The organism is Rathayibacter sp. AY1E2, from assembly GCF_002932325.1.
Taxonomy (GTDB): Bacteria; Actinomycetota; Actinomycetes; order Actinomycetales; family Microbacteriaceae; genus Rathayibacter.
On record NZ_PSVO01000011.1, the window covers coordinates 18,661 to 43,871 of the forward strand.

Consider the following 25,211-nt stretch of genomic DNA (forward strand, 5'->3'; position numbering starts at 1 on the left):
TGTGACCGGGCCGTCGGCTTGACAGCGACCGCGGGGCCGCACGGTCAGCGCGAGAGCGACCCCAGACGGTCCCCCGCCTTCTCCGCGGCCTTCGCGGCCCGCCTGGCGCGGTGCCGCTCCTCGGCGGCGACCACCCCCAGCGCGAAGGCCCCCTCCCCGCTGCGATCGGCCTCCTCCAGGATCAGCGCACGGGCGGCGAGCGCGTCGCGCTCCTCCCCCAGGGCGTCGGCGAGGTCCTCTCCCGCCTCGGCGAGCGAGCGGCGCCGGGCGCCGACGGCCTCGGGGACGACCGCCCGCCACGCCTCCACGGTGTAGCGGAGCCGCTTCGCCGCCTTCCGCAGGTCGTGTCTGGCCTCGAGCGAGCCGCCGGCCGCCGCGGACCCCGCCGCGGAGATGCGCGCGAGGTCCTTCGCGACGGAGCGGCGCACCAGCGCCGTCGCGCTCGAGCCGGCCCGCGCGGTGCGGGGCGGGTCCGCGAGCAGGGCGTCGAGCGAGGCGAGGAGCGCGAGGTAGCGGCCGCCGCGCAGAGTGCGGTCCACGCGGCGCAGCGCCGAGGCGTGCCGGTGCTCGATCTCCTCCAGCAGAGCGGAGGGGGTGCTCGGGGCGCCCTCGACGGCCGCCAGGGAGGTGCGGAACCGCTCGGCGAGCACCTCCTGATCGCGGGCCGCGCCGAGGACCCCTCCCAGCCAGCGCAGCTCGTCCCGCACGGGGTCGGTCGCCGCACGGTCGAGCACGGAGCGGGAGGCGGCGAGGACGGACCGGAGCCGGCGCGCGAGCACGCGCATCCGGTGCAGGGCGTCGTCGGCCTCGAGGCGCACCCGCGGGTCGACGGCGCGCAGCTCGCGCAGGAGCGAGCGGACCGCGGCGAGCGCCGCCTCCCCGCCGTTCCGCGGATCCGGGACCGTCTCCTCGATCGGGCCGCCGGTGGCCCGGGCGAGCTTGGAGGCGCTGGCGGCCGGGCGGGCGCCCGCGGCGAGGAGGCGCTGCTCGATCGCGTCGAGGACCCGCTCGCCCTCGTCCCCAGGGACGTCGACGAGCTCGACCTCCCACTCCCTCCAGCGCCGCTCGCGGCCGGTGCGCTGGTCGCGCGCGGTCACCAGGTCGTCGGCGATCTCGGCGAGCTCCCGCCCGTGGGAGTCGAGGGCGCGGGTGATCGAGCGGACCGTCTCGAGCAGCGCCAGCGGCTCGAGCGGCGCGCGCCCCACCTGCCCGAGCACCGGCTCGCGGACGGCGGACGGGACCGTGCGCGAGGCCGTGAGCTCCGCGTGGATCTCGGTGCGGCCGGAGGAGCCGGGCAGCTTGACGTGCCAGCCCTGGTCGGATCCGCCCTCGCGGCGGCGCAGCGTGATCCGCGCCCGGGACAGAGCGCGCTCGGCGGTGTCGAAGTACTCGGCGCGGAGGGTCACCGGCTCCTCCGTGCGGACGCTCGCGACGCTCGCGGTGCCTGTCAGGTCGGGCAGCCGGGTGCCCGCGTCGACGTCGTACTTGCGCTCGACCTCGGTCTGCACTCTCCGCGCACCGCCCGCCCGGGACGTCGCCGACTCGTTCTCCGCACCGCTGGCCATGCTCCATTGTGATCACGCCCGGCGCCGCTGCGGCACCCCGGGGCGGCCAGGGGCGCCCTCGCCCTAGGCTGGAGCGATGACCGCGCCCGTTCCGCCCGTCGCCCGCCGCGTCCCCCTCGAGCGCCGCCACCACGGCGACGTGGTGGTCGACCACTACGAGTGGCTGCGCGAGAAGGAGAGCCCCGAGGTGATCGCGCACCTCGAGGCCGAGAACGCGTACACCGAGGCGGTGCTGGCTCCTCTCGCTCCGCTGCGCGAGCGCCTGTTCGAGGAGATCCGCTCGCGGACGAAGGAGACCGACCTCTCGGTCCCCGTCCGGGAGGGCTCCTGGTGGTACTTCTCGCGCTCCTACGAGGGCCGCCAGTACGCCGTGCACTGCCGGGCGCCGATCAGCGGGCCGGACGACTGGACGCCGCCGTCGATCGCCGAGGGCGGTCCGCTCGAGGGCGAGCAGGTCGTCCTGGACGGCAACGCGGAGGCGGAGGGACACGACTTCTTCTCGCTCGGCAGCTTCGACGTCTCGGCGGACGGCCGACGGCTGCTCTTCGGCACCGATGTCGAGGGCGACGAGCGCTACACCCTCCGCATCCGCGACCTCGAGACCGGCGAGGACCTGCCGGACGTCATCGAGGGCACCGGCGGCGGAGCGACCTTCGGCGCCGACGCGCGCTTCGTCTTCTACCCGACCGTCGACGAGTCCTGGCGCCCCGACACGATCTGGCGGCACGAAGTCGGCGCCGGGACCCCGGACGAGGTCGTCTTCGCCGAGCCCGACGAGCGCTACTGGATCGGCGTGGGCCTCACCCGCAGCCGCCGCTTCCTCGTCATCGAGATCGGCAGCAAGATCACGAGCGAGTGCCTGCTGCTGGACGCGTCCGACCCGACCGGCTCGTTCCGCTCGGTGTGGCCGCGACGCGAGGGCGTGGAGTACGAGGTCGAGCACGCCGTCGTCGACGGACGCGACCGCCTGCTGATCGTGCACAACGACGGCGCCCTCGACTTCGAGATCGTCGAGGAGCCGGCCGACCTGTCGCTCGACGCCGACGCCCGGGCCCGCGAGCGCCGCGTGGTGGTGCCGCACCGCGAGGGCCGCCGGATCGAGGGCGTCGACGCTTTCGCCGGGCACGTCGTCGTCTCGTACCGCGCCGACGGAGCCACCCGGCTCGGGCTCCTCCGCGAGGACGGCGCCGGAGCGCGGCTCGAGGAGATCGTCTTCGACGAGCCGCTCTACGACGCGGGCCTGGCGGGGAACCCGGAGTGGGAGCAGCCCTCCCTCCGCCTCGCCTACACCTCGTTCGTCACCCCCTCGACCGTGCTCGCGCTCGACGTCGCGACGGGCGAGCGCACGGTGCTCAAGCAGCAGCCGGTGCTCGGCGACTACGACCCCGCGCTCTACGTGCAGAGGAGGGAGTGGGCCGTGGCGGAGGACGGCACGCGGGTGCCCCTCTCGCTCGTCTGGCGCCGCGACGCCGCCGATCCGGACTCGGCCCCCGCGCCGCTCCTCCTCTACGGCTACGGCTCGTACGAGGCGAGCATCGACCCGGGCTTCTCGATCGCGCGCCTCTCGCTGCTCGACCGCGGCGTCGTCTTCGCCGTCGCGCACGTCCGCGGCGGCGGGGAGATGGGCCGCTCCTGGTACGAGAACGGGAAGACGCTGGCGAAGCGGACGACCTTCACCGACTTCGTCTCCGCGGCGCGGCACCTGGTCGACGCGGGCTTCACCACTCCGGACCGCCTGGTCGCGCAGGGAGGGTCGGCCGGCGGCCTGCTGATGGGCGCGGTCGCGAACCTCGCCCCGGAGGCGTTCGCCGGCGTCCTCGCGCAGGTCCCGTTCGTCGACGCGCTCACCTCGATCCTCGACCCGTCGCTCCCGCTCACGGTGATCGAGTGGGACGAGTGGGGCGACCCGCTGCACGACGCCGAGGTCTACGCCTACATGAAGTCGTACTCGCCCTACGAGAACGTCCGCGAGGGCGTGCAGTACCCCCGGATCCTCGCGACGACGAGCCTCAACGACACCCGGGTGCTGTACGTGGAGCCGGCGAAGTGGGTGGCCAGGCTCCGCGAGGTCGGCGCTCCCGCGCTGCTGCGCACCGAGATGACCGCGGGACACGGCGGAGTGAGCGGACGCTACGAGCGCTGGCGCGAGATCGCGTTCGAGTACGCCTGGACGCTGGACGTGCTCGAGCTGGCCTGAGCGCCCCGCCGCAAGCCCCTCCGCCCGTCGTCCGCGGCCAGTAGGGTTCGGGGTGCCGACGGAGGGAAGAGCATGAGCGCAGGCCTGTCGATCGACCGCATCGCCGCATGGGTGGCGGACCAGAGGTGGTACGCGAGCAAGGGGCGGCGCCCCGAGCTGGAGGTCCGCGGCGCCTGGTCGCTGCACCCCGGCGAGGCGGAGGTGGTGGACCACCTCTTCATCGACCGGGCAGGCACGAGCCCGGTGCTGTACCAGGTGCCGGTGACCGTCCACGCGGCTCCGGTGCCCGGGCTCGAGGACGCCCTCGTCTACTCCGACGACGCGCACTACGTGTACGACGCTCCGCGCGACCCGGTGTTCGCCCGCGCCCTGCTCGGCATGATCGCCGACGGCGGCCGCTCCGACGAGGACGGCGCCCAGGGCGGCGCCCGCGCCGAGGGCCACCGGCAGCCGGGTGCCGCGATCGGGGCGTTCGCGTCCTCGAAGGTGCTCAGCGGCGAGCAGTCGAACACCTCGGTGATCGTCCGCACCACGGCCGACGACGGATCCGACGCGACCCCGGTGATCGTCAAGGTCTTCCGCGCCCTCCACCACGGCGACAACCCGGACGTGACGGTGCAGTCGGCGCTCAACGCCGCCGGGAGCGCCCTCGTCCCGCCCGTGATCGGCAACGTGACCGGCGAGTGGGACGACGAGGGCGAGGAGACGGGCCGCGCCTTCGGGCACCTCGCCTTCGCGCAGGAGTTCCTCCCCGGGGTCCAGGACGCGTGGCGCGTCGCCCTCGAGGCGGTCGCCGCCGACTCCGACTTCACCGGACCCGCCCGCGAGCTGGGCCGCGCCACCGCCGAGGTGCACGCGACGCTGGCGGAGGTCATGCCGACCGAGGACACCACGTCCGAGGTCGTCGAGCGGATGGTCGCGACCATGCGCCGTCGCCTGCGCATCGCCTCGGCCGAGGTCCCCGTGATCGCGGAGGACTCGGAGGCGATCGAGGCCGTGTTCCGCGCCGCCGAGACCGCGCCGTGGCCGAGGCTCCAGCGCATCCACGGCGACTACCACCTCGGGCAGGTCCTGTCCGTGCCCGACCGCGGCTGGGTGCTCCTCGACTTCGAGGGCGAGCCGCTGCGGCCCATGCACGAGCGCCGCCTTCCCGACGTGGCCCTGCGCGACGTGGCGGGGATGCTGCGGTCCTTCGACTACGCGGCGGGCGCGCACGAGCAGGCCGAGCCGGGCGCCTCGAGGGCGGCCTGGGCGGCGGCGAGCCGGGCCGCGTTCCTCGAGGGCTACACCGAGCGGGCGGGCGACGCGGTCACCGCGCACCGGGCGGTGCTCGACGCGTTCGAACTCGACAAGGCCGTCTACGAGGCGATCTACGAGGCGCGCAACCGGCCGGAGTGGCTGTCGATCCCGGTCGCCGCGGTGCAGCGCCTCGCCGGGCGCTCGTAGGGTGGCAGGCATGAGCGACGACACCGACGACAAGAAGCCCCTGGACCCGCTGAGCGACTTCAGCATCCCGGGCGACACCGATCTGCACACGACCGGCGACGCCTCGGGCGCGGACGGCGACGAGGTCGCGGAGCCCGGAGCGGACGAGGACTGAGCCGTCTGCTCCGCGGTGCCGGCCTCGGCTCGGCTCCGCGGAGCAGACGGCCGTCCTAGCCCAGCGGGCCGAGCGGCTCGACCGCCGGACCCTCCAGCACCGTCCCGTCCGCTGCGAAGCGAGAGCCGTGCAGCGGGCAGTCCCAGCTGCGCTCCGAGTCGTTCCAGGTGACGATCCCGCCGAGGTGCGGGCACACCGCCGACACCGCGCAGCGCCTCCCCTCCACGGTGGAGACCGCGACGGGCTGCAGGCCGTCGCGGGCGAGCGAGCCCTGGCCCTCCGCCGGCACCACCCCGGCCGAGCGGGGCGCGCGGAGCGCTGCCGACCAGCCGCGGGCGTACCAGGCGCCCACCGCCAGCCCGGAGCCGAGCCCCTCCGCCATCACCCGCGGCAGGGTGGGCCGGCGGTGCAGCGTCCTCGCCCAGGCCGGCGCCCCGCCCTCGAGGTCGGCGACGAGCGTCAGCGCGGCCTGCACCGCGTTGGTCATCCCCCACTTGTCGTAGCCGGTCGCCAGGAAGATCCGTCCGCGGCCCCGCGGCAGCCAGCCCACGAACGGCACGCGGTGGAACGGCTCGTAGTCCTGGGCGCTCCACTGCGCGACCGGCTCCGCCCCCGGGAAGGACCGCCGCGTCCAGGCGACCAGGTCGTCCACCGCCTCCGAGGTGACGGGCCTGCGCCCCACCGGGTGGCCGTTGCCGCCGATCAGGAGGAGCCGCTCGCCGTCGCGCTCGGCGTCGCGCACCGAGCGGGTCGGCTCGTCGACCGAGAGGTACATGCCGTCGGGGATCGGCGCGTCGGTGCGGAACGCGACAGCGTACGAGCGCAGCGCGGCGATCTTGGCGAAGTAGAGGCCGCGGTCGAGGATCGGCGCCCCCGTGAGCAGGTAGGCCCGGTCCCCGGTCACCGGGCCCGCGCTGGTGCGGACTCGGACGGGAGCGGTCGCTCGCATCCCGAGGGCCCGGACGCCCTGCACCAGGCTGCCCCCGGCGGCGCGGAAGTCGGCGGCGAGCGCCGTGAGGACGTCCATCGGGTCGAACTGGGCCTGGTCGTCGAGGGCGACGGCCGCCGTGCTGGGGAACGGCACGTCGAGCTCGCCGACGAGGCGGGTCGCGAGGCCGAAGCGGCGCGCGGTCGCGTGCTCCTTCAGGACGGCGTCCACGCCCTCGGGCGTCTGCGCGTAGCTGTAGGCGGTGCGCCTCTGCACCGGCACGCCCGCGCCCTCGCAGTAGTCGAGCAGCCAGCGGAAGCCCGCGACGTTCGCCGCGACGTAGGCCTCGGTCACCGCGGGGATGTTGCGCTCCGCGATCCGGGAGAGGTGCGCTCCCTGCAGGAGGCTGAGCTTCGCCGTCGTGTTCCCGGTCGTGACCGCGCCGACCTCCCGCGCCTCCAGCACCAGCACGCGCCGGCCGGTCCGCTGCAGGAGGAGCGCGGTGACCAGCCCGGTGAGCCCGGCGCCGACCACGACGTCGTCGTAATGCGCGCCCGGGACGAACTCGTCGGAGGGGATCGGAGCCGCGCCCGCCCGCCAGAGGGAGCGGGGCCGCGGGGCCGTCGTGGTCGTGTCCTCCGGAGTCATCGGGAGTCCCTCCGTTCAGGGGCCGGACGGCCCGCGAGCGACGCTACGCGGAGCCTCCGGGACCGTCACGATGTTGACACGTCGCGAGACGCGGGCTCAGAGCCAGCCCCACCGCTTGAAGAGCCGGTGCAGCACCACGCTCGAGGCGAGCATCGCCGCGAGCGCCGCCGGGTACCCCCACGCCACGTGCAGCTCGGGCATCACGTCGAAGTTCATGCCGTAGATGCTCGAGATCATGGTCGGCGCGAAGAAGATGGCCGCCCAGGCGGAGATCCGCTTGACCTCGTCGTTCTGCTGGTTGCCCACCTCCGCGAGCTTCTTCATGTCCTCGTTCTGGCGCTGGGCGACGAGGGTCGCGTTCACCGCCAGGATCTCCCGCAGCGTGGTGCGGAAGCCGTCGACCCGCTCGGTGACGAGCGCGACGTGGTCGGCGACGTCGCGGATGTAGCGGCGCAGCTCCACATCCGACTGGAACACCTCGAAGTCGGTGACGAGCCGCCCGAGCATGCCGGTCAGCGGAGCGACCGCACGCTGGAAGTCCAGCACCTCCTGGCTGAGCTCGTAGATGCGTCGGGACACCGCCGGGTCGCCCTCGAAGACCTGCGCCTCGATCTCGTCGATGTCGTTCTCGAGACCGGCGACGACGGGCGAGTACTGATCCACGACGGCGTCGAGGATCGCGTACAGCACGGCGACCGGGCCCACGCGCAGCAGCTCCGGATCGGCCTCCATCCGCCGCCGCACCAGCGAGAGGTCGGGCTTCTCGGAGTGGCGGACCGTGACGACGAAGTTCGACCCCACGAACAGGTGGAGCTCGCCGAAGTCGACCTCCTCGCGCTGGTCGGAGTAGCTGGCGGCGCGCAGCACCACGAACATGTCGCTGCCGTACCGCTCGAGCTTGGGCCTCTGGTGCGCGCTGATCGCGTCCTCGAGAGCGAGCGGGTGCATCGAGAACTCGTCCTCGAGCGCGGCGAGCTCGGCCGCGTTCGGCCGGTACAGCCCGATCCACGCCATCGCGTCGGGCAGCTTCTGCAGGGCGGCGAGCGCCTCCGGGATGCTGCCGGGTGAGACGACCCGGCGGCCGTCCTGGTAGATCGCGTTGTCGACCGTGCTGGTGCGGGCCGGCTCGTCGTCCGGGCGCAGACGCTGGATGGGAGCGGTGTCCTCGGCGGCGGCGCGGGTGCGCGAGCCCAGACCCAGGATCGTCGCGGGGACGCGGGGCAGCTTCACGACCATCTCCTCTGCTCGACCGACGCCCTATTGTGCACCTCCCGGTGAACGGGAGGTGTCCGCTGCGCCGCCGGTGTCGGAGGGCCTCACTAGCCTGGAGGCGCTCCCCCGGACGACGCAGAGGAAGGACGACCGTGAAGCTGCTGCACACCTCGGACTGGCACATCGGCCGCACCTTCCACGGGCACTCCACGACGGCGGCGCTCGCGACCGTGCTCGAGGCCCTGGTCGAGACGGTGCGGGCCGAGCGCGTGGACGCGGTGCTGATCGCCGGCGACGTCTTCGACTCCGCCGTGCCCGCCGCGGAGCACTACACCCTCCTCACCCGCACGCTCGAGGCGATCCGCGCGGCCGGCGCCGAGGTCGTCCTCACCAGCGGCAACCACGACTCCCCCGCCCGGCTCGGCTTCCAGGCCGGGCTCCTGCGCGGAGCGGGCGTCCACGTCCTCACCGACCCCGAGGCGTACGCCGAGCCGGTCGTGCTGCGCGACGCGTCCGGCCTCGAGGTCGGCGTCCACGGCATCCCCTTCCTCGAGCCCGCCCTCTACCGCCACCGGCACCCGGAGCAGCAGCTGCGCCGCCACGAGGACGTGCTCGCCTTCGCGATGGCGCGGGTGCGCGCCGCCGCCGAGGCGGCGGGCCGTCCCTGGGTCGTGCTCGCGCACTGCTTCGCGGTCGGAGCCCCGGCCGCGGTCCTCGAGCGCGACATCACGGCGGGCGGGCTCGACTACGTCTCGGTCGAGCACTTCGCCGCGGCCGACTACGCGGCGCTCGGGCACATCCATGGACGCGCCGAGCTGCTGCCGGGAGTGCGCTACTCCGGAGCGCCGCTGCACTACTCGTTCGGCGAGGCGTCGAAGCCGCGCGGTGCCTGGCTGGTGACGATCGGGCCCGAGGGGCTCGAGGGCGTCGAGTGGTCGCCGCTCCCCGTGCCGAGGAGGCTCAGCGTGATCGAGGGCGAGCTCCAGCAGCTGCTGCGCGATCCCTCCCTGGCCGAGGTGGAGGGCGACTGGGTCTCGGCGGTGCTCACCGATCCCGTGCGCCCGCTCGACGCGATGGCGCGCCTGCAGTCGCGCTTCCCCGGCTGCGCCACGCTCGAGCACCGGCCCCCGCACGCCGCGGCCGAGCCGCGCGCGTACGCCGAGCGGATCCGCGGGCGGAGCGACGTGGAGGTCGTCGACGACTTCCTCGCCCACGTCCGCGGCGGTCACGGCGCCACGGAGACCGAGCGCGCCCTCACCCTCGACGCGCTCGCGGCCGTCGAGGCCGAGGCTCTGCGGTGAGGATCCGCCGACTCGCCTTCGCCGGACTCGGACCGTTCCGCGCCGAGCAGTGCGTCGACTTCGACCGGCTCGAGGACGTGGGCGTGTACCTCATCGCCGGGCGCACCGGAGCGGGCAAGTCGACGATCCTCGACGCGATCGCGTTCGCGCTCTACGGCTCGGTCCCCCGCTTCGACGGCACCGCCTCGCGCCTCCGGAGCGACCACAGCGGCCCCGAGGACGAGACCTTCGCCGAGCTCGACTTCGAGGCGGCGGGGCGCGTCTACCGCGTCCGGCGCTCGCCCGAGTACGAGCGGCCGAAACGGCGCGGCACCGGCACCACGACCCAGCCGGCGAAGGTCGAGCTGCTGGAGCAGGTCGACGGCGCCTGGGTCGGGCTCTCGTCGAGCGCGAAGGAGGTGGGCGCCGACATCGGCCGGATCGTCGGCCTGACGAAGGACCAGTTCCTCCAGGTGATCCTGCTGGCGCAGAACCGCTTCCACGAGTTCCTGCTCGCGAAGAACGACGACCGGCAGCGGCTCCTGCGCACGCTCTTCGCGACCGAGCGCTTCGATCTGCTCCGCCGCCGACTGCTCGAGCAGCGCGACGCGAGCGCCGTCGGGCTCGAGGAGGAGCGCGCGGCCGTGACGGCGCTCGCGGACGAGGCCGTCCGGCTCCTCGATGACGGAGCCGAGCCGCCTCTGCCGGACGCCGCCTGGTTCGCCGGGCTGCCGGCGCGGCTCGCCGCTCCGCTCGAGGCGGCCCGGGCCGGCTCCGCCGCGGCCGACGCGGCGCACGAGGCCGCGGGCGCCGCTCTCGACGAGGCCCGGCGCACCGCCCGGGGCCAGGAGCGGCGCCGGCGCGCCCTCATCGAGGCGGAGGAGCTCGTGGTCGCCGAGGCGCACGTCGAGCAGCAGCGGGCCGCGATCGAGCGCGCGCGCCGGGCCGACGGCGTGCTGCCGCTGCTCCGCTCCGCCCGGGCAGCCGCCGAGAAGGAGCGGGCCGCCCGGCAGCAGCGCGACCTCGCCGCCGACGCCTACGGGGACGCGTCCGGGGGCCCGGCCGCCGAGACGGCCGAACGGCTCGCCGCTGTCCTCGGCGCCCTCGCCGAGGCGCTGGCAGAGGAGCGCCGGCTCCCCGACGCGGAGCGCGTCACCGAGCGGTCCGCACGCGCCGAGCAGGCGGCGGCGACCGCGCTCGCGGGGATCGAGGCGGAGCTGCGCGAGCTGCCCGCCCGCGTCGACGCGCTCGCCGCCGAGGAGGAGTCCCTGGCCGGGGAGGCCGCCGCCGTCCCCGCGCGCATCGACGAGCTCGCCGCGCTCGAGCGGAGGATCGCCGCGGCCCTCGAGCGCGATCTCACTGCGGCGGGCCTGCAGCGGCTCCGCACGGCCTACGCCGACGCGGCGCGCGTCCACGGCGAGCGCGCCGCGGAGCAGGCCGCCCTGATCGCGCGCCGGTTCGCCGGGTTCGCCGGGGAGCTCGCCGAGCGGCTGGAGCCGGGCGAGCCCTGCCCCGTCTGCGGCTCGTGCGAGCACCCCCGCCCGGCCGAGCACGACGGCCCGACGACGGTCGGCACCGACGACCTCGACCGGGCCCGCATCGCGGTGGAGCGCGCCGCCGCCGCCCTCGACGGCGCCCGCGAGTGCGAGGGAGCCGCGGCTCGGGCTCTCGCGGCGCTCGAGGAGCGTGTGGGCGAGGACGCGGATCCGGAGTCGCTCCGCCCGGCGCACGAGGAGCGGCTCGCCTCGGCGCGCCGCGCCGCCGCCCGCATGGAGGAGCTGCGGCGCGAGCGAACCCGGCTGCGCACCCGGATCGACGCTCTCACGTCCGGGCGGGACGCCGCTCGTGAGGAGCACCGCGCCCGCGCCGACGAGTCCGCCCTCGCCGCTGAAGCGCTGCGGCTGCTGCGGGAGCGCGTCGAGGCCTTCCGCGACGGCGCGACGAGCGTCGCCTCGCGCGTCGAGCAGCTGAACGCCCAGCGCCGTCGTGCCGTCGCCCTGGTCGAGGCCGAGGAGGCGGCCGTCTCGCGGTCCGAGGCCGCCGCCGCCGCCCGGGAGGAGCTCGCCGAGGTCCTCGCCGAGCGCGGCTTCACGACCGCCGAGGAGGCCGAGTCGGCCGCGCTGGCGAGCGGGGACCGGGCGCGGGCCGAGGCCGTCGTCGCCGAGCACGAGCGACGGCGGAGCGCGACGGAGGCGGTGCTCGCCGACCCGGAGCTCCGCGGACTGCCGGGCACGGCCGTCGACCTCGCCGCCGCCGAGGAGCGCTCGCGCGAGGCCTCCGCTCGTCGCGACGAGGCGCGAGCCGGCCTCTCCGTGCTCGAGCACCGCTCGGAGCGCCTGGCCGAGCTCGCCGCGACGGCCGCGGGCCGCCTCGCCGTGCTGGGTGAGCGCCTCCGCCGCCACGAGGAGCTGCGCGCGCTGGCCGAGACCGTCTCCGGCCGGGGGCAGAACACGCGCCGGATGGACCTCGAGGCCTTCGCCCTCGCCGGACGCCTGGAGGAGATCGTGACCGCGGCGAACCTCCGCCTCGACGCGATGACCAGCGGCCGCTACGCACTCGCCCACGACGACTCGCTCGCCTACCGCGGCGCCGCCTCCGGCCTCGGGATCGACGTGCTCGACGCCTTCACCGGCGTCCGCCGGCAGCCCGCCTCGCTCTCCGGCGGCGAGACGTTCCTCGCCTCGCTCGCCCTCGCCCTCGGCCTCGCCGACGTGGTGACGGCGCAGTCCGGCGGCATCTCGCTCGAGACCATGTTCATCGACGAGGGCTTCGGCTCGCTCGACGCCGAGACGCTCGAGACGGCGCTCAGCACGCTCGACGAGCTGCGGTCGGGCGGTCGGACGATCGGCCTGATCAGCCACGTCGACGCGATGCGCGAGCGGCTGCCGATCGGCCTCCGCGTCGCAGTGGGGCCGCGCGGTGACTCGACGATCCTCACCGGCTGAGCGGCCGCTCCCGGGCGAAGGGGCGACGACGGCCCGCTCCCTCCTCTCGCACTGCAGCAGCGAGCGCGCCCGCGCCCGCTGCTAGGGTCGTGCGCAGTGACACGGGGTGCCCGCCAGGGCTGAGAGAAGACCCGTTGAACCTGATCTAGTTCGTACTAGCGAAGGGATGTCGCGAATGAGCATTCGCACGCCTGTCCACCCGACCCTCCCCGCCGACACGGCGCCCGACCCGGCCTCCGTGGGTCGCGATCTCGCCGAGCTCCGCGCCGCCGGGCCCCTGGTGCAGTGCATCACGAACGCGGTCGTCACCGGCTTCACCGCCAACAGCCTTCTGGCCCTCGGCGCCAGCCCGGCGATGTGCGACCTGCCCGGCGAGGCGGGCGTCTTCGCGGGCCTCGCCTCCGCGGTGCTCGTCAACCTCGGCACGCCCGGAGCGGAGCAGCGCGAGGGTGCTCGCGAGGCGGTCGCCGCGGCCGGACGCGCCGGCACCCCGTGGGTGCTCGATCCGGTCGCCGTGGGCCCGCTGCCCGTCCGCACCGCTCTGGCGGTGGAGCTGCTCGAGGCGCGGCCCGCGATCATCCGCGGCAACGCCTCCGAGATCCTCGCCCTCGCGGGAGCCGGTGCGGGCGGCCGCGGTGTGGACGCCGTCGACACCGCCGAGCAGGCGCTCGACTCCGCCCGCGTCCTCGCCCGCCGCACCGGCGGCGTGGTCGCCGTCTCGGGAGCGGTCGACCTCGTCACCGACGGCGAGCGGATCGTCCGGGTCACGGGGGGCCACCCGCTGCTGACCCGCGTGACCGGCGGCGGCTGCGCGCTCGGCGCCGTGATGGCGGCGTTCCTCGGCGCGGGCGCCCGCCCGCTCGACGCGGCCGTCAGCGCCTCCGCGGTCTGGGGCCTCGCCGCCGAGCGGGCCGCCGCTGCGAGCAGCGGTCCCGGGTCCTTCGCCGTCGGCTTCCTCGACGCCCTCGCTGCCCTCCAGCCGGCCGACGCCGAGGCCGGGGCGCGGATCGCATGAGCCTCGACCTCTCGCTCTACCTCGTCACGGACACCGCCCAGTGCGGCCCGCGCGGCGTGCCCGCCGTGGCCGCTGCCGCCGTCCGAGGCGGAGTCACGACCGTGCAGATCCGCGATCACGACGCCTCCGCCGCCGAGCTCGTCGCCCTGACCCGGGCCGTCGCCGCCGTCCTCGACGAGCGCACGACCCTGCTGGTCGACGACCGCGTCGACGTCGCCCTCGCCGCCCGCCTCGCGGGCGCCCGCGTCCACGGCGTCCACCTCGGGCAGTCCGACCTCCCCGTCACCGCCGCCCGCTCGCTGCTCGGACCCGACGCGGTGATCGGGCTCACCGCGAACACCCCCGAGCACCTCGCCGCCGTCCGCGCCCTGCCCGCGGGGACGGTCGACTACCTCGGCGTCGGCGTCATTAGGCCCACCGCGACCAAGCCCGACCACCCCGCTCCCCTCGGTGTCGACGGGTTCGCCGCCCTCGCCGCGGCCACGGCGCTGCCCTGCGTCGCCATCGGCGGAGTCGGAGCCGCGGACGCGGGGCCACTCCGCCTCGCCGGTGCGGCCGGCCTCGCGGTCGTGTCGGCGCTCTGCACGGCCGCCGACCCCGCGGCGGCCGCCCGCCTGATCCGAGCGGAGTGGGACCGATGACCGCCGGCGCCCGCGTCCCCCGTGTCCTCAGCATCGCCGGCACCGATCCGACCGGCGGTGCCGGCATCCAGGCCGACCTCAAGTCGATCGGCGCGCTCGGCGGCTACGGCATGGCGGTCGTCACCGCGCTCGTCGCGCAGAACACGCACGGGGTCCGCTCCGTGCACCTGCCGCCCGCCGCGTTCCTCCGCGAGCAGCTCGACGCGGTGAGCGACGACGTCACGATCGACGCGGTGAAGATCGGGATGCTCGCCACGGCCGAGTACGCCGGAGTCGTCGCCGAGTGGCTCGATGAGGTCCGCCCGCCCGTTGTGGTCGTGGATCCGGTGATGGTCGCGACCAGCGGTCACCGGCTGCTCGCTCCCGAGGCGGAGGACGCCGTGCGCGACCTGCTCCGCCGCGCCGACCTGGTGACGCCGAACCTCCCCGAGCTGGGCGTGCTGGCCGGAGAGCCGACCGCCTCCGACTGGCCGGCCGCGCTCGCGCAGGGGGCGATGCTCGCCCGCGCCCTCGACGCCGGCGTGCTGGTGAAAGGCGGCCACCTCGACGGCCCCGCCACCCCGGACGCGATCGTCACCCCCGACGGCCTCGTGCGCGAGGTCCCCGGCGAGCGCGTCGCCACCTCGAACACGCACGGCACCGGGTGCTCGCTCTCGTCCGCGATGGCGACGCTCCTGGCCGGGCGCGACGCCTCCTCCGACGCCCTGGTCGAGGCGCTGACGGAGGCCAAGGAGTGGCTGACCGGCGCCCTGCGCGCCGCCGACGCTCTCGAGGTCGGCACCGGCAACGGCCCGATCGACCACTTCCACCGGCAACGTCCTCCGGCGTTCTGCGCGGACGTCTGGGAGAGGACCCGGACCCTCCGCGACGAGATCGACGCGCTCCCGTTCGTGCGGGCCCTCGGCGACGGCTCCCTCGGGCGGGAGGACTTCGAGTGGTACCTCGAGCAGGACGCTCTCTACCTCACCGAGTACGCCCGCGTCCTGGCCGTGGCGGCGCAGCGCGCGCCGACCACCGCCGAGCAGGTCTTCTGGGCCGAGGGCTCGGCGTCCGCCCTCGCGGCGGAGGCGCAGCTGCACCGCGACCGGCTCGGGACCAGGGACGCGGCTCCCGCGCCCGTGACCCGCGGCTACACCGACCACCTGCTCGCGGTCGCCGCGCGGGGCGGCTACGGCGAGATCGTCGCCGCCCTGCTCCCCTGCTTCTGGCTCTACGCCGACGTCGGGTCGCGCCTCGCCGCCTCCGGGCACCCCGAGCACCCCTACGCGGACTGGCTGCTCACGTACGGCGACCCGGTCTTCGCGACGGCCACCGAGCGGGCGATCGAGTTCACGGAGCAGGCCGCCCGCGACGCCTCACCGAGGCAGCGCGCCGCGATGAGGGACGCGTTCCTGCGGTCGAGTTCGTTCGAGAAGGACTTCTTCGCCGCACCGCTCGCCCGGACCGGCTGAGCTCTCAGCCGGCCCGGCCGGGTGCACTCAGCCGGCCCGGCCGGGTGCGCTCAGCCGATCGCCTCGCGCAGGACGTGCATGAGGGCGTCCAGCTGCACCGTGTCGGCCGAGGCCGTCTCGGCGTCCGCGCCGTCGAGCGCCCGGGCGGCGAGACCGGCCTTGGCGTCGATGAGCTCCGCGATCTTCGCGTCGATCGTGTGCGCCGCGATGATCCTCCACGCCGTCACCGGCTCCTCCTGGCCGATGCGGTGCACGCGGTCGATCGCCTGCGTCTGCTCGGCCGAGGTCCACGACAGCTCGGCGAGCACCACGTTGGACGACGCCTGCAGGTTCACGCCGACTCCCGCCGCGGTGAGCGAGCAGACGGCGACAGAGACGTCCGGGTCCTCGTTGAAGGCGTCGATCTGCGTCTGGCGGAACGCCGCAGTCTGGTCGCCGCGGATGGAGACGGACGTCAGCTCGCGCTTCTCGAAGGTGTCCTCCGCCTGGTCCATCACGTCGATGTGCTTCGCGAAGAAGACGACCTTGCCCACCGAGCGGGCCAGCTGCGAGGCGTAGTCGGCGGCCAGCGCCGCCTTGGCCTGGCCGATCCGGCGCACCATGGTGAAGACGTTCTCGCCGGTCTTGGCCGACTTCGACTCCTCGAGCTCGCTCTGCGCCACGATGCGGATGAACCGCTCGCGCTCGTCGTCGTCGAGCTCGTGCGTGATCGAGGAGGTGACCGCCCTGAAGCGCTGCAGCATGCGGGCGCCGAGCTCGCGCTCGGCCTTCTGGATGGAGCGGCCGAGGTCGTCGTCCAGCTCGACGGGCAGATCGACGATCCGCTTCGACGGCAGGTCGGCGGCGACGTCGATCTTCTTGCGCCGGACGATGCCGAGGTCGATCACGGCCTCGCGCGCCTCCGGGTAGAAGCCCGTGTCGGCGGGAGTGAGGCCCGTCTCCTCGAGGCGGCCCATCAGCTCCGGCCCCGGCTTGGTCTCGTCGATCCAGCCGAGGAAGCGCCAGATGGCGCGGAAGTCGTCGACGTCGTTGATCAGCGGGGTGCCGGTCAGCGCGATCATCAGCGGATCGTGCCCCGGAGTGGTCTCGCGGATCCTCGACGCCAGCGCGAGCACGCTCTGCGAGCGCTGCGAGCGGAGGTTCTTGATGAAGTGCGCCTCGTCGACGACCATGCCGCGGAAGCCCAGGCTCCCGAGCCAGCCGATGTGCCGGTCGAGGATGTCGTAGTTGACGATGACCACGTCGGCGAACGCGTCGAGCGTGCCGCCGTCTCCGTGGATGACCGTGGCGCGCCGCTGCGGGGTCCAGTGCTCGACCTCGCGCGCCCAGTTCATCTTGACCACGTTCGGCACCACCGCGAGCAGCGGGTACGCCCCGACCACCGAGGCGGCGAGGAGGCTCTGCGCGGTCTTGCCCAGACCCGGCTCGTCGGCGAGCAGGAAGCTGCGGTGCCCCTCGCGGGCGCTCTCGATGAAGCGCGCCTGGTGCGGCATCAGCTCGCGGCCGCGCGGCGAGACCCGGTCGAGCTTCGGCGGCTCCGGGAGCTCCATGCTCGCGGCCCGTCCGCCCGCTCCGTACTCGAACGCCTTGAAGAGCGGCCCGAGCAGCTCCCAGTCGTCGAGCCTGCGGCGCGGCGCCGGAGCCGAGGCCTCGGCGATCGAGAAGTCCGGCGGGAGGAAGGGGTTCGCCAGCTGGCGGGCGCGCACCGACTGCGGCACGACCTGGTTGACCGGCACCTCGGGCTTGGGCTCCGGCTCGGTCACGATGAGCAGCTCGTCGGGGCTGAGCTCCGCGCCCGCCTCGAGCAGCCAGTCGCGGCGGAGCTTCTGCGCGGCCGCCGTGACGCCGGCCTCCGATTCGAGCAGCGCGATCAGGCTGGTGTCGCGGGCGGCCGTCTTGGCCAGGATCGTGGCGATGCCGTCGAGGCGCTTCATCTCCTCGGCGCGCTGCGCGTCGCTGAGCGAGGGATCGACTTTGACCCGCTTGCGCTCCTCGCGCATCAGGAGGGCGATCACCAGGAATTTCGTCCGGTTGGTCGGCCCGACCTTGCCGGTCTGGGCCTTCGCCTCCACCTCGCGGACGCGGCGGGCGAGGATCGGGATGATCCCCGCGTTGTCCACGCCGCGCGAGCGCGATCGGGGTCGGCTCCCGGCGGCGTTCGACGCTCGTCGCGTCTGACCGGACTGACGCTGGCCGCTGCGAGCCATGCTCCTCCTCGATGTGTGACGGGGGGCGGAGGAGGGGTTCCCGCGCGCTGCCGTCGCCGTGCATCCGCCGGATCGCCTCCGGGGAGGCGTCGGGCGTCGGTGCATCCGGTGGCCGTCGGGAGCTCCGAGCAACGGGTCTGGGACCCGGTCGCAGCATCCCCGGCGTGCGGGTGCGGCGCCAGTCTACTCCTCGGGGCGGTCCGGTCGGCGCTCCGCCGCGCGGACGGTCGCGCTCGTCGTCATTCCGGGGTCGGGACGCGGATCACGAGACCCGCCGCCACGAAGACGCCGACCGCGGCGAGGCTCAGCGAGAACCAGATCGCGTCCGGGAACGCGAACGGCAGCACCGGGTTCCACAGCACGAGCACGGGGACGAGCCCGATCAGCCAGAGGAGTGCGCGCGCCTGGATCGCGAACCAGCCGATGACCGCCGCGAGGATCGCGACCGGGTAGCGGATGAAGTCGTAGGCGTCGGAGCCGACGAGGGCGAGCCCGGCCAGCAGCACGATCGCGCCGAGGATCCCGGGCGCGAGCGCCATGCGGGCGCGGTCGCGCGAGGGGTAGCGGGCGGCGGTCGCGCGGGACGGCTTGCGGGTGCTCACCCCTCGATCGTAGGCGCGCATACCCCGCCCGGGTACCGCCTGCGGCGCGTAGGCTGGAGGAGTGATCGAGGACCTCAAGAAGCGCTCGCTGCACCGTGCCCGGATCCTGGGCGGCCAGATGCGCGGCCTCGAGCGGATGATCGAGAACGAGGACTACTGCGTCGACATCGTCACGCAGTCCCTCGCGATCCAGAAGTCGCTCGGCTCGCTCAACAAGCTCATCGTCGAGAACCACCTCCGCACGCACATCACCGCGATGTTCGAGGAGGGCGGAGACGCCCGCGAGGCGGCCATCGCCGAGCTCGTGAAGATCTTCGAGCTCTCCAACAACCGCTCGTGACCGCCGGCCTCGTCGCCGCGGCGCGGGTGCGCCCGCTGCTGCTCGACGGGGGCCTGGGCACGGAGCTGGAGGCGCAGGGCGCCGCGGTGGACTCCTCGCTCTGGAGCGCCCGGGTCCTGCTGGAGGAGCCCGGCCGGGTCGTCGCCGCGCACCGCGCCTTCGCCGAGGCGGGGGCCCGGGTCGCGGTGACCGCGAGCTACCAGGTGTCCGCGAGCGGATTCGCAGCCGCGGGGCTGGCCCCGGGCCTCGCCGAGCGCGCCCTCCGGGAGAGCGTCGACCTGGCCCGGCGCGCGCAGAGCGGCTGGGTCGCCGCCTCCGTCGGCCCTTTCGGTGCGAGCCTCGGCGACGGCTCCGAGTACCGCGGCGACGACGGCCTCACCGTCGGCGATCTCGCCGCCTGGCACCGGCCGCGCCTGGAGGCCCTGGCCGCGGCCGGGCCCGACCTGCTCGCCGTCGAGACCATCCCGTCGGTGCGGGAGGTGCGGGCCGTCGTGGAGGCCCTCGCGGGCTCCTCGGTCCCCGCCTGGATCTGCGTGAGCGGCCGTTCGGGCCGCACCGCGGCCGGCGAGCCCCTGGCCGAGGCGCTCGCCGTCGCCGCCGCCTCCGAGGAGGTCGTCGGCGTGGGAGTGAACTGCTGCCCGCCCGGCGACGTCGCCGAGGCGGTCCGCATCGCCCGCTCCGTCACCGGCAAGCTGGTCGTCGTGTACCCGAACAGCGGCGAGGAGTGGGACGCCGTCGAGCGTCGCTGGGCAGGCGACGCGGCCTTCGACCCCGCGCTGGTCGCCTCCTGGCGCGCGGCGGGAGCGGATCTGATCGGCGGCTGCTGCCGCGTGGGACCTGCGGCGATCGCTGCCCTCGGACGAAGCCTGGAGGAGGAGTCGTGACCACCCTGAGAGCCGTGCGCGGCGACCTCACCCGCGAGCACGTCGACGCGATCGTGAACGCGGCGAACTCGTCGCTCCTCGGCGGCGGCGGCGTCGACGGCGCGATCCACCGCGCGGGCGGACCGGAGATCCTCGCCGAGTGCCGCCGGCTCCGCGGGACCGAGCTGCCGGACGGTCTGCCCGCCGGCTCCGCGGTCGCCACGACCGCCGGCCGCCTCCCCGCCCGCTGGGTCGTGCACACCGTCGGTCCCGTCCACTCGCGGTCGGAGGACCGCAGCGCCGTCCTCGCCTCGGCCTACCGCGAGTCGGTGCGCACCGCCGTCGGTCTCGGTGCGCGGACGCTCGCCTTCCCGGCCGTCTCGGCGGGCGTCTACGGCTGGCCGATGGACGACGCGGCGCGCATCGCGGTGGAGACGGTCCGCGAGGCGACCGCGGACGGCGCACTCGACGAGGTCCGGTTCGTCCTCTTCTCCGCGGACGCCCTCGCGGCCTTCGAGGCCGCCCTGGCCGCGGAATGACGGAAGGGGAGCCGACCCTGCGGTCGACTCCCCCTCCACGGTGCTGCGCTAGGCCGTCTTCGGCCGCGCGAACTCGTCGTAGGGCAGCGTGATCGGGCGGGTCCGCGGAGGCATCCGCACGACCGCCTCGAGCGCCGGGCCCAGAGCCTCGCGCCAGGCGCGGTAGCCGTCCTCGTTGAGGTGCAGGCCGTCCGGCGAGTACTGCTCGAGCAGTCCGCCATCCTCCCCCGCGAGCACCGGCCACAGGTCGAGGTAGCCCGCGTGCGCCGTGGGCGCGAACTGCCACAGGTGGCGGTTGATCTCGCGGATCTGCGGTGCGAACTCGTGTCCGCGCGGCAGGACCGAGGTCACCAGGATGCGCACGTCCGGAAGATCGCGCCGGAACGTCGCGACGATCGTCTCGATGTTGCGCACGACGTGCTCCGTCGTGCGGTGCCAGGCGAGATCGTTGGTGCCGATCAGCAGCACCACCGTGTCCGGCTCCTGCGCGACCAGCTCGGCGAGCCGCGCGACGACGTCCGCCGTGGTGGCCCCTCCGACTCCCTCGTCGACGACCGTCGACTCCGTCAGCCACTCGCCCCAGGCTCCCGCCTGGATGATGCTGTCCCCGATGAAGAGGACCTTCCCCAGCTGGAGTCCGCGCCCCGCGTCCGTACTCGACCGTTCGCTCATCGTGCTCCTCTCGTCGGCGTCCCGGGCGGCCTCGCCGCCGCCGGACCCCTCCATTGTCACCGCTGCACCCGGCGCCCGCCAGGGGAGCGCTCGTCGCCGGAGTCCGGCAGGTCGGCCGCGGTGGCCGTGATGCGGTTGGCCATGCCGTTGAAGATGATGCCGTGGAAGGGCAGGATCGCGAACCAGTAGAGCCTGCCCGCGAGGCCCTGCGGGAAGAAGACCGCGCGCTGCGTGTAGACCGAGCCGCCGTCTCCGGAGGGCTCGGCGCGCATCTCGAGCCAGGCCCCGCCGGGCACCTTCATCTCGGCGCGCAGGCGCAGGAGCTTCGGCCGCTCGATCTCCTCGACGCGCCAGAAGTCGAGGGCGTCGCCGGCGTGCAGGCGCGCGGAGTCGCGGCGCCCGCGCTGCAGGCCCACTCCCCCGACGAGGCGGTCCATCCAGCCGCGGATCACCCATGCGAGCGGGAAGGAGTACCAGCCGTTGGTGCCGCCGATGCCCTCGATGACGCGCCAGAGCTTGGCCGGGTCGGCCGGGGTGCGGCGCTCCTTGAGGTCCACGTAGACCGTGTGGCCGGCCCACTCCGGGTCGCTCGGCAGCGGATCGCTGGGAGCGCCGACGACCTCCGCGTTCTGCCAGCTCGTCTCGATCTCGCCCGCCTGCATCTTTCCCAGCGCGAGCCGGACGGCGCGGCGGTAGGAGGTCAGCCCGCCCTCGGGGTCGGGGATGAGCGCGCGGATGTCCTGCTCGTGCACGACGCAGTCGTACTGCAGCGAGGCGATGATGGGCACCGCGAGCGAGCGCGGGATGGGCGTGACCAGGTTGACCCACTGCGAGGCCAGCCACGGGGTGAACACCGGCAGGGACGCGATCGGCCGCTGCGGGAGTCCGGCCTCGACCGCGTAGCCGTTCATCATCTGGCCGTAGCGGAGCACGTCGGGCCCGCCGATGTCGAAGGTGCGGTTGAGCGTGGCGTCCTCGAGCGACGCGGAGCCGATCAGGTAGTGCAGCACGTCGCGCACGGCGATCGGCTGGATGAAGTTGCGCACCCACTGCGGCGCGGGCATGTACGGCAGCACGTCGGTGAGGTGGCGCACCATCTCGAACGAGGTCGACCCGGAGCCGATGATCACGCCCGCCTGCAGGGCGATCGTCGGCACTCCCGACTCCATCAGGATCCGGCCCACCTCAGCGCGCGAGCGGAGGTGCTTCGAGAGCTCCTGGCCCTCGGGGTGCAGGCCGCCGAGGTAGACGATGCGGCCGACGCCGGCCGACCTCGCGGCCGTGGCGACGTTCTGCGCGGCGCGGCTCTCGACCTCCTCGAAGTGGGCGTGGTCGTTGCCCGAGCCCATCGAGTGGACGAGGTAGTAGAGGACGTCGACGCCCTCGACCGCGGCCTCCAGCGACTCCGGATCGCCGAGATCGCCCTGGGCGACCTCGACCTCCTCCGCCCACGGCACGTCGACCAGCTTGCGCGGGTCGCGCACCAGGACGCGCACCCGGAAGCCCGCCTCGAGGAGGCGCGGCGTCAGCCGGCCGCCGATGTAGCCGGTCGCGCCGGTGACGAGCGCGAGGGGGCGCGCCGAGTCGGAGGGGGTTTCGCTCATGCGGCCACGGTACGCCGATGGCCCCGGGACCTCTCCCGCTGGTGCGGGCCCGCGGCCCCTGCTAGGCGGCGGCCGGCATCCCGCTCAGTCGATGCCGAGGACCTCGCGGACCTGCACCACGTCGTGGTTCATCTGGCGGATGAGGGGCTCGACGCCCTCGTAGGCGACCTGGCCGCGGATCCGGCCGACGAACGCCACGTCGACCACGCGGTCGTAGAGGTCGAGGGTGTCGAGCGTCTGATCGAGCACGTACGCCTCGACCTGCTTGGGCGGCACTCCGACGAAGGTCGGGTTGCTGCCGACCGAGATCGCGGCGGGATGCGTGACGCCGTCGGTGGTGAGCCGGCCCGCGTAGACGCCGTCGGCCGGGATCAGGCCCTGCGACTCCGGCGAGAGGTTCGCGGTCGGGAAGCCCAGCTCGCGACCGCGCTTCGCTCCGTGCACGACCACGCCGCGGACCACGGGTTCGTGCCCGAGCAGGCGCGTCGCGTGCTCCACATCGCCCTCGGCCAGCAGCTCGCGGATCCAGGTGGAGGAGACGCGGCGCCCGTCCTCGGGCCGCACGTCGTCGATCAGCTCCACCTCGAATCCGTGCTGCCCGCCGAGCACGCGCAGCAGGTCGACGTCGCCCGCTCCCCGGGCGCCGAAGCGGAAGTCGGAGCCGACGAGGACCACGCGGGCCTCGAGCGCCTCCACCAGCACCTGCTCGACGAACTGCTCGGGCGAGAGCGCCCGGAACGCCTCGTCGAAGGTGAGCAGCAGCGTCGCGTCCACGCCGGTCCCGGCGAGGAGCTCGAGCTTCTGCTCGTTGCCGACCAGGACGGGCGGGCACTTCTCCGGCGCGATCACGCTGAGCGGATTGCGGTCGAAGGTGACGACGACGGCGGCGAGCCCCTGCTCGCGGGCCCGCTCGTGCAGCCGGCCGATGACGGCCCGGTGCCCGGAGTGGACGCCGTCGAACTTGCCGATCGTGACGGCGGAGGGTCCGATCCCTGCCAGGTCGCCGGGGCCGGTCTCGACGCGCATCAGGCGGCCGCCCGGGCCGTGCGCCGCCCCTGCACGCGGAGCCACCAGAGGCCGAGCACGGGCAGGACGAGCGGGATCAGCAGGTAGCCGGCGCCGAAGGCCGCCCACACCGTCGACTGGCGCCCGAACGGGTCGGCGCTCGTGAGCCCGAGGAGCCGCGGAGCGAGGAGGCTGAGCGCGCCGACCACGAGCACGCCCACCAGCTCGAAGGTGATCGTCACCCACGCGACGCGCTGCCAGGCGCGGCCCGGGACGATCAGGGCGACCGTCGCGACGATGTACACGACGGCCGAGAGCGCGGAGAGCGAGAACGCCAGCGGCGCCTCGTCGAACCGGTCGATGATCTGGAAGACGGAGCGCCCCGTCGCGGCGAGCGCGAGGATCCCGTAGACCACGACCAGGAGGCTGCCGATCCCGCGCGAGCGGGCGGAACGGGTCGGCTCGCCGCTCCCGGGGGCCGAGGGGACTGAGGGGTCGTGAGCGGCCCGTCCGGACGCATCGCTGGCTGGTTTCGACATCGCACGTCCATGCTAGGCGCTCGCCGGGCCGGGCCCGGTGGCGGGCCCGATCAGGCGCTCTGGAAGAACCAGATCTGGTGCATCCGGTAGACCATGACCGCGATCGAGAGGCAGGCGACACCCAGGATCACGGTGCTCCAGCGGCTCCGCTCGATGAGCGCCCAGAACCCGGCCGCAAGCGGCAGGAGAAGCGCCGAGATCAGGTAGATGTAGTACTCCGGCAGGCTCCCCGACGGGCGGTTGCCGACCAGCGGCGACACGATCGCGACCGCCAGCTGGACGATCAGCAGCAGCTCGACGATCGCCGTCGCGCCGACCGAGACGTCCGAGGGACGGCGGGCGAGCAGCCCGAGCACGAGGCAGAGCAGGCCGGCCGCGACGGCGATCCCCACCTGGAGGATCGTGAACCACTCGATCACGAGGCGGCCGTCCGCAGGTCCTCGGTCGGGAAGTTGACGACGCTCTTGAGCTGGGTGCCGCGCCGCTCGGCGAGGCCGATCAGCCGCTCCCCCGGGCCGACCGCGGCGAGGAGGCCCTTCGCGCCCGCCACCGCCTCCGGGGCCGGGATGCGCTTGCCGTTCGCGAGATCGCCCGCCTCCTGGGCGTCGAGGCGCAGCAGGGGGAACAGCTCGCCCGCCACGAGCGTCGGCGGCAGGAGCGCGGCGGGGACGTCGAGCTCGTCGATCTCGCCGGCCTGGGCCACGGAGAAGGGGCCGACCGCGGTGCGCCGCAGCGCGGTCAGGTGGCCGCCGACTCCGAGGGACGCGCCCAGGTCGCGGGCGAGCGCGCGGATGTAGGTGCCGGAGGAGCAGGTGACGCGCACGTCCAGGTCGAGGAACCCCTCGACCCGGCGGCTCGCCAGGACGGCGAACTCCGAGACGGTCACGGGGCGGGAGGCGAGCACGACCTCCTCGCCGTCGCGGGCGCGGGCGTAGGCGCGGCGGCCGTCCACCTTGATCGCGCTGACCGTGCTCGGGACCTGCTCGATCGCTCCGGTGAGGGCCGCGATCGCGTCGGACACCGACTCCGGGGCGAGGGCCGCGACGAGGGCGGGCTCCGCCGAGGCGAGCACCTCGCCCTCCTGGTCGTCGGTGGTGGTGGAGGAGCCCAGCCGGATCGTCGCCTCGTACTGCTTGTCGAGGCCGACGAGGTAGGTGAGCAGGCGCGTCGAGGGGCCGAGACCGAGGATCATCAGCCCGGTCGCCATCGGATCGAGCGTCCCCGCGTGGCCGACCTTGCGGGTCCCCGCGCGGCGGCGGGTCCGCGAGACGAGGTCGTGGCTGGTGATGCCGCCGGGCTTGTCCAGCAGGAGGATCCCGTTCGGAGCCGGGGCGGGGGTCTCGAGCACGGGTGCGAGG

The 25,211-nt window shown here is 74.6% G+C and carries 22 protein-coding genes and 1 riboswitch; of the genes, 11 read left to right on the forward strand and 11 right to left on the reverse strand.

From position 1 onward, the window contains the following. Window positions 1-44: 44 nt before the first annotated feature. Window positions 45-1,565, reverse strand: a complete 1,521-nt coding sequence (locus C5C49_RS09710; RefSeq protein WP_104346055.1) for a CYTH and CHAD domain-containing protein — start codon at window positions 1,563-1,565, stop codon at window positions 45-47. A 76-nt stretch (window positions 1,566-1,641) separates the two neighbouring features. Here C5C49_RS09710 and C5C49_RS09715 point away from each other — a divergent pair, with 76 nt between their 5' ends. The 3 genes from C5C49_RS09715 (at window position 1,642) to C5C49_RS16985 (ending at window position 5,362) form a co-directional block, all read left to right on the forward strand. Further along, on the forward strand, window positions 1,642-3,762 hold the full coding sequence (locus tag C5C49_RS09715; protein WP_104268502.1) for a S9 family peptidase: 2,121 nt from the start codon (window positions 1,642-1,644) through the stop codon (window positions 3,760-3,762). Between the two features lie 72 nt (window positions 3,763-3,834). After that, window positions 3,835-5,208 (forward strand): phosphotransferase, encoded by a 1,374-nt coding sequence (locus C5C49_RS09720; RefSeq protein ID WP_104346056.1) that lies wholly within the window; start codon window positions 3,835-3,837, stop codon window positions 5,206-5,208. 10 nt (window positions 5,209-5,218) lie between these two features. Next, window positions 5,219-5,362, forward strand: a complete 144-nt coding sequence (locus C5C49_RS16985) for a hypothetical protein (protein ID WP_159914626.1) — start codon at window positions 5,219-5,221, stop codon at window positions 5,360-5,362. Window positions 5,363-5,417: 55 nt separating this feature from the next. Here the strand turns inward: C5C49_RS16985 and C5C49_RS09725 are convergent, their stop codons facing one another. Further along, window positions 5,418-6,938, reverse strand: coding sequence for an FAD-dependent oxidoreductase (locus tag C5C49_RS09725; protein ID WP_104346057.1), 1,521 nt, complete (start codon window positions 6,936-6,938; stop codon window positions 5,418-5,420). Window positions 6,939-7,034: 96 nt separating this feature from the next. After that, on the reverse strand, window positions 7,035-8,174 hold the full coding sequence (locus C5C49_RS09730; RefSeq protein WP_104223070.1) for a magnesium and cobalt transport protein CorA: 1,140 nt from the start codon (window positions 8,172-8,174) through the stop codon (window positions 7,035-7,037). A gap of 128 nt (window positions 8,175-8,302) precedes the next feature. On the opposite strand from C5C49_RS09730, the gene C5C49_RS09735 reads away from it, so the two are divergent. The 5 genes from C5C49_RS09735 (at window position 8,303) to thiD (ending at window position 15,482) form a co-directional block, all read left to right on the forward strand. After that, window positions 8,303-9,451 carry an exonuclease SbcCD subunit D gene (locus C5C49_RS09735; RefSeq protein WP_104346058.1) on the forward strand — a complete coding sequence of 383 codons (1,149 nt, stop codon included), beginning with the start codon at window positions 8,303-8,305 and terminating at the stop codon, window positions 9,449-9,451. After that, complete coding sequence (locus C5C49_RS09740) at window positions 9,448-12,375, forward strand: AAA family ATPase (protein ID WP_104346059.1); 2,928 nt, start codon at window positions 9,448-9,450, stop codon at window positions 12,373-12,375. The genes C5C49_RS09735 and C5C49_RS09740 overlap by 4 nt, the downstream gene beginning before the upstream one ends. A gap of 92 nt (window positions 12,376-12,467) precedes the next feature. After that, window positions 12,468-12,559, forward strand: a riboswitch (TPP riboswitch). Next, window positions 12,551-13,390 (forward strand): hydroxyethylthiazole kinase, encoded by an 840-nt coding sequence (thiM, locus tag C5C49_RS09745; RefSeq protein WP_104346060.1) that lies wholly within the window; start codon window positions 12,551-12,553, stop codon window positions 13,388-13,390. Its footprint overlaps the riboswitch before it by 9 nt. Next, window positions 13,387-14,031, forward strand: coding sequence for a thiamine phosphate synthase (thiE, locus tag C5C49_RS09750; RefSeq protein WP_104291503.1), 645 nt, complete (start codon window positions 13,387-13,389; stop codon window positions 14,029-14,031). The genes thiM and thiE overlap by 4 nt, the downstream gene beginning before the upstream one ends. Continuing rightward, window positions 14,028-15,482, forward strand: a complete 1,455-nt coding sequence (thiD, locus tag C5C49_RS09755) for a bifunctional hydroxymethylpyrimidine kinase/phosphomethylpyrimidine kinase (RefSeq protein ID WP_104346061.1) — start codon at window positions 14,028-14,030, stop codon at window positions 15,480-15,482. The genes thiE and thiD overlap by 4 nt, the downstream gene beginning before the upstream one ends. 50 nt (window positions 15,483-15,532) lie before the next feature. On the opposite strand, the gene C5C49_RS09760 is transcribed toward thiD, so the two are convergent. Both C5C49_RS09760 and C5C49_RS09765 read right to left on the reverse strand, forming a co-directional pair. Next, the gene (locus C5C49_RS09760) at window positions 15,533-17,689 is read right to left on the reverse strand and encodes a DEAD/DEAH box helicase (protein WP_104225603.1); all 2,157 of its coding nucleotides are present in this window, start codon (window positions 17,687-17,689) and stop codon (window positions 15,533-15,535) included. A 239-nt stretch (window positions 17,690-17,928) separates the two neighbouring features. Continuing rightward, window positions 17,929-18,291 (reverse strand): DUF6804 family protein, encoded by a 363-nt coding sequence (locus C5C49_RS09765; protein WP_258059290.1) that lies wholly within the window; start codon window positions 18,289-18,291, stop codon window positions 17,929-17,931. 61 nt (window positions 18,292-18,352) lie between these two features. On the opposite strand from C5C49_RS09765, the gene C5C49_RS09770 reads away from it, so the two are divergent. From C5C49_RS09770 to C5C49_RS09780, 3 genes are read left to right on the forward strand one after another with little or no spacing between them, the layout of a single operon-like run. Beyond that, window positions 18,353-18,631 carry a metal-sensitive transcriptional regulator gene (locus C5C49_RS09770; protein WP_104223062.1) on the forward strand — a complete coding sequence of 93 codons (279 nt, stop codon included), beginning with the start codon at window positions 18,353-18,355 and terminating at the stop codon, window positions 18,629-18,631. Next, window positions 18,628-19,515: a homocysteine S-methyltransferase gene (gene mmuM, locus C5C49_RS09775; RefSeq protein WP_104346062.1), complete on the forward strand. Its 888-nt coding sequence runs from the start codon at window positions 18,628-18,630 to the stop codon at window positions 19,513-19,515. Before C5C49_RS09770 ends, mmuM begins: the two co-directional genes overlap by 4 nt. After that, the gene (locus C5C49_RS09780) at window positions 19,512-20,033 is read left to right on the forward strand and encodes an O-acetyl-ADP-ribose deacetylase (protein ID WP_104225600.1); all 522 of its coding nucleotides are present in this window, start codon (window positions 19,512-19,514) and stop codon (window positions 20,031-20,033) included. The genes mmuM and C5C49_RS09780 overlap by 4 nt, the downstream gene beginning before the upstream one ends. Window positions 20,034-20,081: 48 nt before the next feature. On the opposite strand, the gene C5C49_RS09785 is transcribed toward C5C49_RS09780, so the two are convergent. From C5C49_RS09785 to truB, 6 genes are all read right to left on the reverse strand, one after another. After that, entirely contained in the window at window positions 20,082-20,705 is a 624-nt protein-coding gene (locus C5C49_RS09785; protein ID WP_104225671.1) for a GDSL-type esterase/lipase family protein, read from the reverse strand. A 56-nt stretch (window positions 20,706-20,761) separates the two neighbouring features. Further along, window positions 20,762-22,309, reverse strand: a complete 1,548-nt coding sequence (locus C5C49_RS09790; protein WP_104225599.1) for an SDR family oxidoreductase — start codon at window positions 22,307-22,309, stop codon at window positions 20,762-20,764. An 84-nt stretch (window positions 22,310-22,393) separates the two neighbouring features. After that, window positions 22,394-23,335 (reverse strand): bifunctional riboflavin kinase/FAD synthetase, encoded by a 942-nt coding sequence (locus C5C49_RS09795; protein WP_104346089.1) that lies wholly within the window; start codon window positions 23,333-23,335, stop codon window positions 22,394-22,396. Continuing rightward, a complete protein-coding gene (locus tag C5C49_RS09800) occupies window positions 23,335-23,853 on the reverse strand; it encodes a hypothetical protein (protein WP_258068430.1) in 519 nt (172 codons plus the stop codon). The genes C5C49_RS09795 and C5C49_RS09800 overlap by 1 nt, the downstream gene beginning before the upstream one ends. 50 nt (window positions 23,854-23,903) lie before the next feature. Further along, window positions 23,904-24,272, reverse strand: coding sequence for a hypothetical protein (locus C5C49_RS09805; protein ID WP_104223058.1), 369 nt, complete (start codon window positions 24,270-24,272; stop codon window positions 23,904-23,906). Further along, complete coding sequence (gene truB, locus C5C49_RS09810) at window positions 24,269-25,201, reverse strand: tRNA pseudouridine(55) synthase TruB (RefSeq protein ID WP_104346063.1); 933 nt, start codon at window positions 25,199-25,201, stop codon at window positions 24,269-24,271. Before truB ends, C5C49_RS09805 begins: the two co-directional genes overlap by 4 nt. Window positions 25,202-25,211 lie beyond the last annotated feature (10 nt).